Here is an 11890-nt window from a genome sequence, read left to right on the forward strand (position 1 = left end):
AGGCCTTCGCTAAAATCAAGCATTGGATGCGAATGGCCCAGAAGCGAACTATCGAGGACACCTGGCGCCAGGTCGGACACCTCGTAACAACCATCAAAGCTGACGAATGCCAAAACTATCTCGCAAACGCCGGATACGCTTCCGTCAAAACGTGAAGGACTCTAGCACGCATACGCTCACGCGAGCGTGTTCCGGCTTGATTTCCAATCCTGCCGCCCATCCTTTACTGGTGGAGGCAGGAGGAACGAGCCATGTTTCGCCACATCCTCGCAACCGGGGCGGCCGTGATCGCCTTCACCTTACCCGACGGTGTTGCGCTGGCGAAGGCGCAGACCGCCATCTTCGCCGGCGGCTGCTTCTGGTCGGTCGAAAGCGATTTTGGCCATGTGCCGGGCGTGATCTCGATGACGGCCGGCTATATCGGCGGCACCAGCGACCATCCCACCTATGAGGATCACGAAAACGCCGGCCACCGCGAGGCGGTCAAGATCGAGTTCGATGACACCAGGATCAGCTATGCGCAGATGCTCGACGCCTATTGGCATTCGATCGATCCGACCGACCGCGGCGGCCAGTTCTGCGACCGCGGCCACAGCTACACGACCGCGATCTATGCCACCGGCAAGGAGCAACTGGCGCTGGCCACGAAGTCCAAGGCGGTGGCCGCGACCCAGCTGAAGCAACCCCTCGCCACCGAGATCGCGATGGCGCCGACCTTCTGGCCGGCGGAGGACTATCACCAGCACTATGCGCGGAAGAACCCGGTCCGCTACTCGAACTATCGCGTCGGCTGCGGCCGCGACGCGCAGGTCGAGCGGGTCTGGGGGGCGACCGCCTATCACGGCATGGAGGCGGGGCACTGACCAGAGCATTTCCAGCAAAAATGCGAAGCGGCCTTGCGCCCGCAAATGCGTAAAAACAACGGACGGCCCGGTTCCAACGAATCGCAAACAGGAACCGCTCCAGGTTCCAAACAAAAACGGGCGCCACGCGGGCGCCCGTTTTCACATCAGCCGAAGCTGTCGGCAATCACATATGGATCGGCTTGAAGAAGGTGGCGAGTGCCGCCTCCTTCACCGCTTCCGACATGGTCGGATGCGCGTGGCAGGTGCGGGCGAGGTCTTCGGCCGAGCCGCCGAACTCCATCAGCACTACCGCCTCGTGGATCATCTCGCCGGCGCCGAAGCCGACGATATGCGCGCCGAGCACCTTGTCGGTGGCCTTGTCGGCCAGCACCTTCACGAAACCGTCGGTGTGCAGCATGGCGCGCGCGCGGCCATTGGCGGTGAAGGGGAACTTGCCGACCTTGTAGTCGATGCCGGCCTTCTTCAGCTCCTCCTCGGTCTTGCCGACGGAAGCCACTTCAGGGCTCGTATAGACGACGCTCGGGATGACGTCATAGTTCACGTGGCCGGCCTGGCCGGCGATGATCTCGGCAACCGCCACGCCCTCGTCCTCGGCCTTGTGTGCCAGCATGGGGCCGGCCACCACGTCGCCGATGGCATAGATGCCCGGCACGTTGGTGCGCAGATGGCCGTCGGTCCTGACGCGGCCGCGCTCGTCCATCTCCACGCCTGCTTCCTTGAGGCCGAGACCCTCGGTGTAGGGGCTGCGGCCGGTCGCCACCAGCACGACATCGGCCTCGATGGTTTCGGCATCGCCGCCCTTCACCGGCTCGAATGTCACCGAAGCGCCCTTCTTGCCCTTGGCCGCGCCCGTTACCTTAGAGCCGAGCTTGAAGGCGATGCCCTGCTTGGCCAGCATGCGCTGGAACTGCTTGGCCACCTCGCCGTCCATGCCGCCGAGAATGGTGTCGAGATATTCGACCACCGTGACCTTGGCGCCCAGGCGCGCCCAGACCGACCCCAGCTCCAGCCCGATGACGCCGCCGCCGACAACCACCAGCGTCTCCGGCACCTTGGGCAGCGACAGCGCGCCGGTGGAGGAAACGATGACTTTCTCGTCGAACTCGACCTTCACGCCCGGAATGCCGGCGACGTCCGAGCCGGTGGCGATGACGATGTTCTTCGCCTCGATCTCCTCGACCTTGCCGTCCTCGGCCGTGACCGCCACCTTGCCGGCCGCAACCACCTTGCCGGTGCCGCGAAAACTGTCGATCTTGTTCTTCTTGAACAGGAAGCCGACGCCGTTGACATTGGCCGAGACGGTGGTGTCCTTGTGCGCCATCATCTTCGAAAGATTGAGCTTCGGTTCCACCTCGACGCCCAGCGTGTCGAAGGAATGCTGCGCCTCGGCAAGCATTTCGGAGGCATGCAGCAGCGCTTTGGAGGGGATACAGCCGATGTTCAGGCAGGTGCCGCCGAAGGTCTCGCGCTTTTCGACCACGGCCGTCCTGAGGCCGAGCTGGGCTGCCTTGATGGCGCACACATAGCCGCCGGGTCCCGATCCGATCACCACCACATCATAAGCCATTTCGTCTTCCTTCTAGCTGATGTCAGCGTCCGCCGCTCACGTTCAAGATTGCGCCTGTCGCATAGGATGCCTTGTCCGACAAAAGCCAGAGCACGGCCTCCGCGACCTCCTCGGCCTTGCCTTCGCGCTTCATCGGCACGAGGCCGCGAATGGCCGCTATGCGATCCGGCTGGCCGCCGGAGGCATGGATTTCGGTATCGATGATGCCCGGCCGCACGGCGCTCACGCGCACGCCCTCCGTGGCGACCTCTCGGGCAAGCCCGATGGTGAAAGTGTCGATCGCGCCCTTGGAGGCGGCGTAGTCGACATATTCGCCCGCCGAACCGAGTTGCGCGGCGGCCGAAGAGACGTTGACGATCGCCCCGCCCGTGCCGCCATGCAGCGTCGACATGCGCTTCACCGCCTCGCGGGCGCACAGCATCGAGCCGATGACGTTGATGCGCATCATGCGCTCCAGCCGTGCCGCGCTCATCTCGTCCACGCGCGCCCTGGCGTCGACCACGCCGGCATTGTTGACCAGTGCGTCGAGCCGTCCGAAGCGCGCATCGACGGCCGCGAACATGGCCAGCACATCGGCCTCGCTGCCGACATCGCCTTTCACGGCGAAGGCTTTGCCGCCTTCGGCTTCGATCTCGCGCACCAGTGCCGCTGCCGCCGCTTCGTTGGAAACGTAGTTGACCGCCACGCGGTAGCCGGCCTTGGCGGCCAGCCGGCAAATGGCCGCGCCGATGCCGCGTCCGCCGCCCGTCACCAGCAGAACCCTTGCCGCGCCGCTCATTCCTGGCACCCCTGCAGGGTGAACACGTCCCAGGGCAGCCTGGAGAACCCGCCTTCGCCATAGGCCGACGAGAAGCGCAGCGAATAGGCCAGGTCGGGAAAGATCAATGTCTCGGGCGCATCGGCGCGCTCGGCCGGCAGGAGCCCGATCCTGCCCGACTTGTCGGCGGAATAGATGACGCCCTGCCATACCGTGCAGGCTTCAAGCTCCTCGCCGGTGACGTCGCCTTCCGGACATTTGTACATCAGCATGCCGTTGGGCCGCTCAACGTCGTCGGTCCACATGACGAGGCCGTCCAGCACGACACCCTTGTCGAGCGCCATGCGAAACTGGTTGGTGATCGCCGCCCCTTCCCCGCGTGGCGTGAAATCGACGGTTGCGGCCTTGTCGCGGTCACCATAGACGGCCAGTTCCATCGGGCAGGCGGCCTGCGCGGACGCGGTCGCCGCCAGCAACACCGGAACCGCCGCCGAGACGAAATGCGGGCAAAGGCCGGCCATGCGTCCCCTCAAAGCCGCTGTCGCGCGGAAGGCACGATGCCCGGCTTCACGGCTGCTGCTCCAGCGGCGCGTTGAAGGCCCAGACATGGCCGAAGGGATCGGTGATCTTGGCGTAGCGCGCGCCCCAGAACATATCATCGGCCGGCATGGTGACGGCGGCTCCGGCCGCCACCGCCTGCTCGACGGCGTGATCGACATCGCCGGGCTTTGGCAGGTTGATGTTGATGGTCAGCCCCGCGCCGCCGCGGCTGAGCGGCGACAGCACGTCGCTGGAAAATTCGGGGAACTCGTCATGCAGCATCACTTCCGAGCCGAACATGGAGAGATTGGCATGCAGCACGCGCTCGCCGTCCTCGGCCATCTGCTCATAGGTTTCGACCGCGTCGAACGCCTTTTCATAGAAGGCGATGGCCTCGCGGCCGCCCTTGACGCACAGATGCACCTGAATGGGGGGAATGTTCGGTTCGAAGGCCATGGGTCCGCTCCTTTCGGCGGCAGCCTAACGCATGGCTCCGCAAACCGAAATCGGTTTTGCGCAAGAGAGCCATGCGCCGTTTCGGGATACGCAAGCGCGGATGCCTTGCGTCACAAGGCATCCGCGTTCGTGGAAAAACGGATCTCAGAGATCCAGAACCAGACGCTCCGGGTCCTCCAGGCTTTCCTTCACGCGCACCAGGAAGGTCACGGCCTCCTTGCCGTCGACGATGCGGTGATCGTAGGAGAGCGCCAGATACATCATCGGGCGGATGACGATCTGGCCGCCGACCACCATCGGGCGCTCCTGGATCTTGTGCATGCCGAGAATGCCCGACTGCGGCGCGTTGAGGATCGGCGTCGACATCAGCGAGCCGTAGACGCCGCCATTGGAGATGGTGAAGGTGCCGCCCTGCATGTCGGCGACCGAGAGCTTGCCGTCGCGCGCGGCCACGCCCAGGCGGCCGATCTCCTTCTCGATCTCGGCGATAGACATCTGGTCGGCGTCACGCACCACCGGCACGACGAGGCCCTTCTCGGTGCCCACCGCCACGCCGATATGGGCGTAGTTCTTGTAGATGATGTCGGTGCCGTCGATCTCGGCGTTGACGGCCGGGATTTCCTTCAGCGCATGCGTCACGGCCTTGGTGAAGAAGCCCATGAAGCCGAGCTTCACGCCGTGCTTCTTCTCGAACACGTCCTTGTACTTGGCGCGCAGGTCCATCACCGCCTTCATGTCCACCTCGTTGAAGGTGGTCAGCATGGCGGCGGTCGACTGCGCATCTTTCAGGCGGCGCGCGATGGTCTGGCGCAGCTTAGTCATGCGCACGCGCTCCTCGCGCACCTCGTCGGCGCCCGAGGACGGCGCACGCGCGGCGGCGGGGGCCGCAGCCGGCGTGGCGGCCGGAGCCGTGATGCCCCTGGCGACGGCGTCAAGCACGTCGCCCTTCAGCACCTGCCCGCGCTTGCCCGAGCCCGCCACCTGATCGACCGACAGATTGGCTTCGGCGAGCAGCTTAGCGGCCGAAGGGGCCGGCGGCATCTTGCGTTCCTCGACCGGACCTTCGCCGGCGATGCTGGCGGTCTTCTCCGCCGCTTCCCTGACGGTGGCGGCACCGGCAGCACCGGCCGCCTGCGCGACCGCCTCGAGCTTCGTGGCCGGCTTGGCGGCAGCGCCCGCACCCTCGGCGATGGTGCCGAGAATGGCGCCGACGCCGACATTCTCGCCTTCCGGCGCGGCGATTTCCGACAGCGTGCCGGCGGCGGGCGCCGGCACTTCGATCGTCACCTTGTCGGTTTCGAGCTCGACCAGTGGCTCATCGACGGCAATGGCGTCGCCGACCTTCTTGAACCATTTGCCGATGGTCGCCTCGCTGACGGATTCGCCGAGGGTCGGGACGCGGATTTCGGTAGCCATTTTTCTTTGCCTATCCGTTTCTTGATCTGAAAACTATTCGCCGAGCGCATCGTCGAGGAACGCCTGGAGCTGGGCCAGGTGCTTCGACATCAGGCCGGTAGCCGGCGAAGCGGCGGCCGGCCGGCCGGTGTAGCGCACGCGCTGATGCTTGGCGTCGATATGGGCCAGCACCCATTCCAGATACGGGTCGATGAACGACCACGCACCCATGTTCTTGGGCTCTTCCTGGCACCATACCATCTCCGCATTGCGGAAGCGCGACAGCTCGGTGATGAGCGCCTTGGCCGGGAACGGGTAGAGCTGCTCGACGCGCAGCAGGTAGATGTCGTCGATGCCGCGCTTCTCGCGCTCCTCGTAGAGGTCGTAATAGACCTTGCCGGTGCACAGCACGACGCGGCGGATCTTGGAATCCTTCTGCAGCTTGATCGGCTGGTCCTTGAGATACTGCGCATCGTCCCACAGCAGGCGGTGGAACGAGCTTTCGCCCGACATCTCGGCCAGCGTCGAGACCGCGCGCTTGTGGCGCAGCAGCGACTTCGGCGTCATCAGGATCAGCGGCTTGCGGAAGTCGCGCTTGAGCTGCCGGCGCAGGATGTGGAAGTAGTTGGCCGGCGTCGTGCAGTAGGCGACCTGCATGTTGTCTTCCGCACAGAGCTGCAGGAAGCGTTCCAGGCGCGCCGACGAGTGCTCCGGCCCCTGCCCCTCATAGCCATGCGGCAGCAGGCACACGAGGCCCGACATGCGCAGCCACTTGCGCTCGCCCGACGAGATGAACTGGTCGAACACCACCTGCGCGCCGTTGGCGAAGTCGCCGAACTGGGCTTCCCACAGGGTCAGCGCCTTCGGGTCGGCAAGGCTGTAGCCATATTCGAAGCCGAGCACGGCTTCTTCCGACAGCATGGAGTTGATGACCTCGTAGTTCGCCTGCGCGGGCGAGAGGTTGTTGAGCGGAATGTAGCGGTTCTCGTCGCGCTGGTCGTAGAGCACCGAATGGCGCTGCGAGAAGGTGCCGCGCTCGGAGTCCTGGCCAGACAGGCGGATCGGGTTGCCGTCGAGCAGGATCGAGCCGAAGGCCAGCGCCTCAGCGGTCGACCAGTCGAGGCCTTCGCCCGATTCGATCATCTTGCGGCGCGCGTCGAGGAAGCGGCCTATGGTCCTGTGCGCCTCGAAGCCGGCCGGAATGTCGGTCAGCTTCTTGCCGATCTCCTTCAGCGTCTTGACCGGCACGGCGGTCTTGCCGCGGCGCAGCTCGTCCTGATTGTCGGCGGCGCGCAGGCCCGACCATGCGCCGTCCAGCCAGTCGGCCTTGTTGGGCTTGTAGGACTGGCCCGCCTCGAACTCGGCTTCCAGCGTGGCGCGCCACTCGGCGCGCATCGCGTCGACCTCGGCTTCGCTGACCAGCCCCTGGGCGATCAGCTTGTCGGCATAGAGCTGCACCGTCGTCTTATGGACGCGGATGTTGCGGTACATGATGGGCTGCGTGAACGCAGGCTCATCGCCCTCATTGTGGCCGAAGCGGCGATAGCAGAACATGTCTATCACCACCGGCTTGTGGAACTTCATGCGGAACTCGGTCGCCACCTTGGCCGCGAAGACCACGGCTTCCGGATCGTCGCCGTTCACATGGAAGATCGGCGCCTCGATCATCTTGGCCACGTCCGACGGATAGGGCGAAGAGCGCGAGAAGCGCGGATTGGTGGTGAAGCCGATCTGGTTGTTGATGATGAAATGCAGCGTGCCGGCAACGCGGTGGCCGCGCAGGCCCGACAGGCCGAGGATTTCGGCAACCACGCCCTGCCCGGCGAAAGCGGCGTCGCCATGGATCAGCAGCGGCAGCACCTTGGCGCGCTCCTCCAGCGGCACGATCTCGTGGCGCGGCGTGCGGTGGTGAAGCTGGTCCTGCTTGGCGCGGGCCTTGCCCATCACCACCGGATCGACGATTTCCAGATGCGAGGGGTTGGCGGTCAGCGACAGGTGCACGCTGTTGCCGTCGAACTCGCGGTCGGAGGAAGCGCCCAGATGGTACTTCACGTCGCCGGAGCCCTCCACATCGTCGGGCGCGAAAGAACCGCCCTTGAATTCATGGAAGATGGCGCGGTGCGGCTTGCCCATGACCTGGGAGAGCACGTTGAGACGGCCGCGATGGGCCATGCCCAACACGATCTCCTTCATGCCGAGCTGGCCGCCGCGCTTGACGATCTGCTCCAGCGCCGGGATCAGCGATTCACCGCCGTCGAGGCCGAAACGCTTGGTGCCCTTGTACTTGACGTCGATGAACTGCTCGAAGCCCTCGGCCTCGATCAGCTTGTGCAGGATCGCCTTCTTGCCTTCGGAGGTGAAGGCAATGCCCTTGTCCGGCCCCTCGATGCGTTCCTGGATCCAGGCCTTTTCCTCGGGGTTGGAGATGTGCATGAACTCGACGCCGAGCGTCGAGCAATAGGTGCGCTGGAGGATGTCGAGCATCTCGCGGATGGTCGCATATTCCAGCCCCAGCACGCGGTCGATGAAGATCTTGCGGTCGTAATCGGCCTCGGTGAAGCCGTAGGACGACGGCGACAGCTCGTCATAGTCCTCGATCGGATTGGCGATGTCGAGCGGATCGAGCTTGGCATGGAGATGGCCACGCATGCGATAGGCACGGATCATCATGATGGCGCGCACGGAATCGCGGGTCGCCTGCATGACGTCAATGTCGGACAGCGCCTCGCCCCTGGCGGCGGCCTTGTCCTTCACCTTCTTTTCGATCGTCTTTTCGACCAGCGCCCAATTGCCGTCGAGCGCCGAAACCAGCTCGCCATTGGCCTGCAGCGGCCAGTTGGCCCGCGCCCAGGAAGCGCCCCGCGCGTTCTTCTTCACATCGGCCGCATCATCCTTCAGCGACGCGAAGAAATCCTGCCATTCGGGATCGACGGAAGACGGATCGTTCTCATAGGCAGCATAAAGCGCGTCGATATAGTCGGCATTGCCGCCATAGAGAAACGAAGTGAGGGAAAACTGATCGTTGGCCTGATCTTGCCGTGCCATTTTTCTCATGCGGGGTCTGCCCCCGCCTCCTTTTCAAGAATGGTGAACAGTGGATGGTCAATGGTGAATGGCATCGGCCTCGAGACTCCGGGTGATGTCCATTCACCATTCACAATTCACAATTCACTTCATCCCTTGATCGCCTCGACCAGCGTGGTGCCGAGCCGCGCGGGCGAAGGCGACACGCGAATGCCCGCGGCTTCCATCGCCGCGATCTTGTCTTCCGCGCCGCCCTTGCCGCCGGAAATCACTGCGCCGGCATGGCCCATGGTGCGTCCGGGAGGGGCGGTGCGTCCGGCGATAAAGCCGGCCATCGGCTTGCTCCGGCCGCGCTTGGCCTCGTCGATGAGGAACTGCGCGGCGTCTTCTTCCGCCGAGCCGCCGATCTCGCCGATCATGATGATCGACTTGGTCGCGTCGTCGGCCAGGAACATTTCCAGGACGTCGATGAACTCCGTGCCCTTCACCGGATCGCCGCCGATGCCGACCGCCGTGGTCTGGCCAAGGCCGGCATTGGTGGTCTGGAACACCGCCTCATATGTAAGCGTGCCCGAGCGCGAGACAACGCCCACCGAACCCTTGCGGAAGATATTGCCGGGCATGATGCCGATCTTGCACTCGTCGGGGGTGACGATGCCGGGGCAGTTGGGGCCGATGAGGCGCGACTTCGACTTTTCGAGCCGGGCCTTGACCTTGACCATGTCCATGACCGGGATGCCCTCGGTGATGCACACGATCAGCGGGATCTCGGCCTCGATCGCCTCGATGATCGCGGCGGCCGCGCCTGCCGGCGGCACGTAGACGACGCTGGCGTCGGCGCCCGTCTTCTCCCGGCCCTCGGCAACGGAGGCGAAGATCGGCAGGGTCTCGCCCTTCGAGCCTTCCCAGGTCTCGCCGCCTTTCTTGGGGTTGATGCCGCCGACCATCCGCGTGCCGTGATAGGCAAGCGCCTGCTCGGTGTGGAAGGTTCCGGTCTTGCCGGTGAGGCCCTGAACCAGAACCTTGGTGTTCTTGTCGATGAGAATGGACATCAGCTCAGTTTCCCTTCACCGCCGCGACGATCTTCTTGGCGGCGTCGTCGAGGTCGTCGGCGGAAATGACGTTCAGCCCGCTCTCGTCGATGATCTTCTTGCCAAGTTCGACATTGGTGCCTTCCAGGCGCACGACCAGCGGAACCTTGAGGCCCACCTCCTTCACCGCGGCGACCACCCCCTCGGCGATGACGTCGCAGCGCATGATGCCGCCGAAGATGTTGACGAGAATGCCCTTCACGGCCGGATCGGCGGTGATGATCTTGAACGCCGCCGTGACCTTCTCCTTGGAAGCGCCGCCGCCGACATCGAGGAAGTTGGCGGGCTCGGCGCCGTAGAGCTTGATGATGTCCATCGTGGCCATGGCAAGGCCCGCGCCGTTGACCATGCAGCCGATATCGCCGTCGAGGGCGACATAGGCGAGGTCGTATTTCGACGCCTCGATTTCCTTCTCGTCCTCTTCGGTGGTGTCGCGCAGCTCGAGAATGTCGGCATGGCGGAACAGCGAGTTGTTGTCGAACGACACCTTGGCGTCGAGCACCCGCAGGCGGCCGTCGGTCATGACGATCAGCGGATTGACCTCAAGCAGGCTCATGTCCTTCTCGACGAAGGCCTTGTAGAGCGTCGGGAACAGCTTTTCGCCATCGCTTGCCGCCTCGCCCGTGAGCTCCAGCGCCGCGTTGAGCGCCGCCACGTCGGCGGCGGTGACGCCGGCTTCCGGGTCGATCGCCACGGTGACGATCTTCTCGGGCGTGTCATGCGCCACCTGCTCGATGTCCATGCCGCCCTCGGTGGAGACCACGAAGGCGACACGGCCGACGGTGCGGTCGACGAGGATCGACAGATAGAGTTCGCGGGCGATGTCGGCGCCATCCTCGATATAGAGGCGGTTGACCTGCTTGCCGGCCGGGCCGGTCTGCTTGGTCACCAGCGTGTTGCCGAGCATTTCCTTCGTGAAGGCGACGACCTCGTCGATCGACCTGGCCAGGCGCACGCCGCCCTTGGCATCGGCGGGCAGTTCCTTGAACTTGCCCTTGCCGCGACCGCCGGCATGGATCTGGCTCTTCACCACGTAAAGCGGTCCGGGCAGCTTCTTGGCCGCGGCTTCCGCCTCACCGGCGTTGAAGATGGCCACACCTTCGGCCACCGGTGCGCCGAAACCCTTCAGCAGCGCCTTGGCCTGATATTCATGGATGTTCATCGGCCGACCCTTACTTGTTGCCGAGGTTCGGAGCGATCGCCACGCAGGCTTCGCAGAGCGTCTTCACCGCGTCGACGGACTTCTCGAACATCTTCTCTTCAGCCTTGTTGAAGTCGATCTCGATGATGCGCTCGACGCCGTTGGCGCCGATCACCACCGGGACACCGACATACATGTCCTTGAGGCCGTACTGGCCGCTGAGATGGGCTGCGCAGGGCAGGACGCGCTTCTTGTCCTTCAGGTAGCTCTCGGCCATGGCGATCGCCGAGGCGGCCGGGGCGTAGTAGGCCGAGCCGGTCTTGAGCAGGCCGACGATCTCGCCGCCGCCCTTGCGGGTGCGCTCCACGATGGCGTCGAGCTTCTCCTGGCTGGTCCAGCCCATCTTGACGAGGTCCGGCAGCGGGATGCCGCCAACGGTGGAGTAGCGCACCATCGGCACCATGTCGTCGCCGTGGCCGCCGAGCGTCATGGCCGAAACGTCCTCGACCGAAACCTTGAATTCCTCGGCCAGGAAGTAGCGGAAGCGGGCGGAGTCGAGCACGCCGGCCATGCCGACCACATGGCTCTTGGGCAGGCCCGAGAACTTCTGCAGCGCCCAGACCATGGCGTCGAGCGGGTTGGTGATGCAGATGACGAAGGCGTTCGGGGCATATTTCTTGATGCCGGCGCCGACCTGCTCCATGACCTTGAGGTTGATGCCCAGCAGATCGTCGCGACTCATGCCCGGCTTGCGCGGCACGCCTGCGGTGACGATGCACACATCCGCGCCCTCGATGCCGGCATAGTCGTTGACGCCGACATAGCTCGCGTCAAAACCGTCAACGGGCGAGGATTCGGCGATGTCCAGCCCTTTGCCCTGCGGAAGACCTTCCGCAATGTCGAACAGAACGACGTCGCCAAGTTCCTTGAGACCGATCAGATGGGCGAGCGTGCCGCCGATCATGCCGGAACCGATGAGGGCTATCTTGTTGCGTGCCATGTGAGGAAATTTCCCTTTGCTGTGACCCGATGCGATGAAAACGCGGAGGAAGC

At 64.5% G+C, this 11890-nt stretch carries 10 protein-coding genes and 1 pseudogene; 2 read left to right on the forward strand and 9 right to left on the reverse strand.

All coding sequences use genetic code 11. The features are described 5' to 3' along the window. Window positions 1-155 (forward strand): annotated as a pseudogene (locus C7441_RS21665) (IS630 family transposase); the annotation flags it as partial. Between the two features lie 96 nt (window positions 156-251). Further along, on the forward strand, window positions 252-863 hold the full coding sequence (gene msrA / locus C7441_RS21670) for a peptide-methionine (S)-S-oxide reductase MsrA (RefSeq protein ID WP_109614649.1): 612 nt from the start codon (window positions 252-254) through the stop codon (window positions 861-863). Between the two features lie 166 nt (window positions 864-1029). Here msrA and lpdA read toward each other — a convergent pair whose 3' ends face one another. The 9 genes from lpdA to mdh all read right to left on the reverse strand — a co-directional run bounded on the left by lpdA (window position 1030) and on the right by mdh (window position 11837). Further along, on the reverse strand, window positions 1030-2433 hold the full coding sequence (lpdA, locus tag C7441_RS21675; RefSeq protein WP_109614650.1) for a dihydrolipoyl dehydrogenase: 1404 nt from the start codon (window positions 2431-2433) through the stop codon (window positions 1030-1032). A 22-nt stretch (window positions 2434-2455) separates the two neighbouring features. Next, window positions 2456-3211: an SDR family oxidoreductase gene (locus C7441_RS21680; RefSeq protein ID WP_109614651.1), complete on the reverse strand. Its 756-nt coding sequence runs from the start codon at window positions 3209-3211 to the stop codon at window positions 2456-2458. Further along, window positions 3208-3711: a hypothetical protein gene (locus tag C7441_RS21685; RefSeq protein WP_109614652.1), complete on the reverse strand. Its 504-nt coding sequence runs from the start codon at window positions 3709-3711 to the stop codon at window positions 3208-3210. Before C7441_RS21685 ends, C7441_RS21680 begins: the two co-directional genes overlap by 4 nt. A gap of 46 nt (window positions 3712-3757) precedes the next feature. Then, complete coding sequence (locus C7441_RS21690) at window positions 3758-4186, reverse strand: VOC family protein (RefSeq protein ID WP_019170750.1); 429 nt, start codon at window positions 4184-4186, stop codon at window positions 3758-3760. A gap of 144 nt (window positions 4187-4330) precedes the next feature. Beyond that, window positions 4331-5602 carry a 2-oxoglutarate dehydrogenase complex dihydrolipoyllysine-residue succinyltransferase gene (gene odhB, locus C7441_RS21695; RefSeq protein ID WP_109614653.1) on the reverse strand — a complete coding sequence of 424 codons (1272 nt, stop codon included), beginning with the start codon at window positions 5600-5602 and terminating at the stop codon, window positions 4331-4333. 33 nt (window positions 5603-5635) lie between these two features. After that, entirely contained in the window at window positions 5636-8626 is a 2991-nt protein-coding gene (locus C7441_RS21700) for a 2-oxoglutarate dehydrogenase E1 component (RefSeq protein WP_109614696.1), read from the reverse strand. A 128-nt stretch (window positions 8627-8754) separates the two neighbouring features. Next, entirely contained in the window at window positions 8755-9657 is a 903-nt protein-coding gene (gene sucD, locus C7441_RS21705) for a succinate--CoA ligase subunit alpha (protein ID WP_019170753.1), read from the reverse strand. A gap of 4 nt (window positions 9658-9661) precedes the next feature. Then, complete coding sequence (gene sucC / locus C7441_RS21710; protein ID WP_109614654.1) at window positions 9662-10858, reverse strand: ADP-forming succinate--CoA ligase subunit beta; 1197 nt, start codon at window positions 10856-10858, stop codon at window positions 9662-9664. A 10-nt stretch (window positions 10859-10868) separates the two neighbouring features. Beyond that, entirely contained in the window at window positions 10869-11837 is a 969-nt protein-coding gene (gene mdh / locus C7441_RS21715) for a malate dehydrogenase (RefSeq protein WP_109614655.1), read from the reverse strand. Window positions 11838-11890 lie beyond the last annotated feature (53 nt).

The sequence above is a fragment of the Pseudaminobacter salicylatoxidans genome (assembly GCF_003148475.1).
Lineage (GTDB): Bacteria > Pseudomonadota > Alphaproteobacteria > Rhizobiales > Rhizobiaceae > Pseudaminobacter > Pseudaminobacter salicylatoxidans.

Excerpts from the sequence above, each read along its gene's own strand:
- msrA (WP_109614649.1), top strand. The coding sequence starts at position 252 with ATGTTTCGCCACATCCTCGCAACCGGGGCGGCCGTGATCGCCTTCACC.
- lpdA (WP_109614650.1), bottom strand. The coding sequence starts at position 2,433 with ATGGCTTATGATGTGGTGGTGATCGGATCGGGACCCGGCGGCTATGTG.
- C7441_RS21680 (WP_109614651.1), bottom strand. The coding sequence starts at position 3,211 with ATGAGCGGCGCGGCAAGGGTTCTGCTGGTGACGGGCGGCGGACGCGGC.
- C7441_RS21685 (WP_109614652.1), bottom strand. The coding sequence starts at position 3,711 with ATGGCCGGCCTTTGCCCGCATTTCGTCTCGGCGGCGGTTCCGGTGTTG.
- C7441_RS21690 (WP_019170750.1), bottom strand. The coding sequence starts at position 4,186 with ATGGCCTTCGAACCGAACATTCCCCCCATTCAGGTGCATCTGTGCGTC.
- odhB (WP_109614653.1), bottom strand. The coding sequence starts at position 5,602 with ATGGCTACCGAAATCCGCGTCCCGACCCTCGGCGAATCCGTCAGCGAG.
- C7441_RS21700 (WP_109614696.1), bottom strand. The coding sequence starts at position 8,626 with ATGGCACGGCAAGATCAGGCCAACGATCAGTTTTCCCTCACTTCGTTT.
- sucD (WP_019170753.1), bottom strand. The coding sequence starts at position 9,657 with ATGTCCATTCTCATCGACAAGAACACCAAGGTTCTGGTTCAGGGCCTC.
- sucC (WP_109614654.1), bottom strand. The coding sequence starts at position 10,858 with ATGAACATCCATGAATATCAGGCCAAGGCGCTGCTGAAGGGTTTCGGC.
- mdh (WP_109614655.1), bottom strand. The coding sequence starts at position 11,837 with ATGGCACGCAACAAGATAGCCCTCATCGGTTCCGGCATGATCGGCGGC.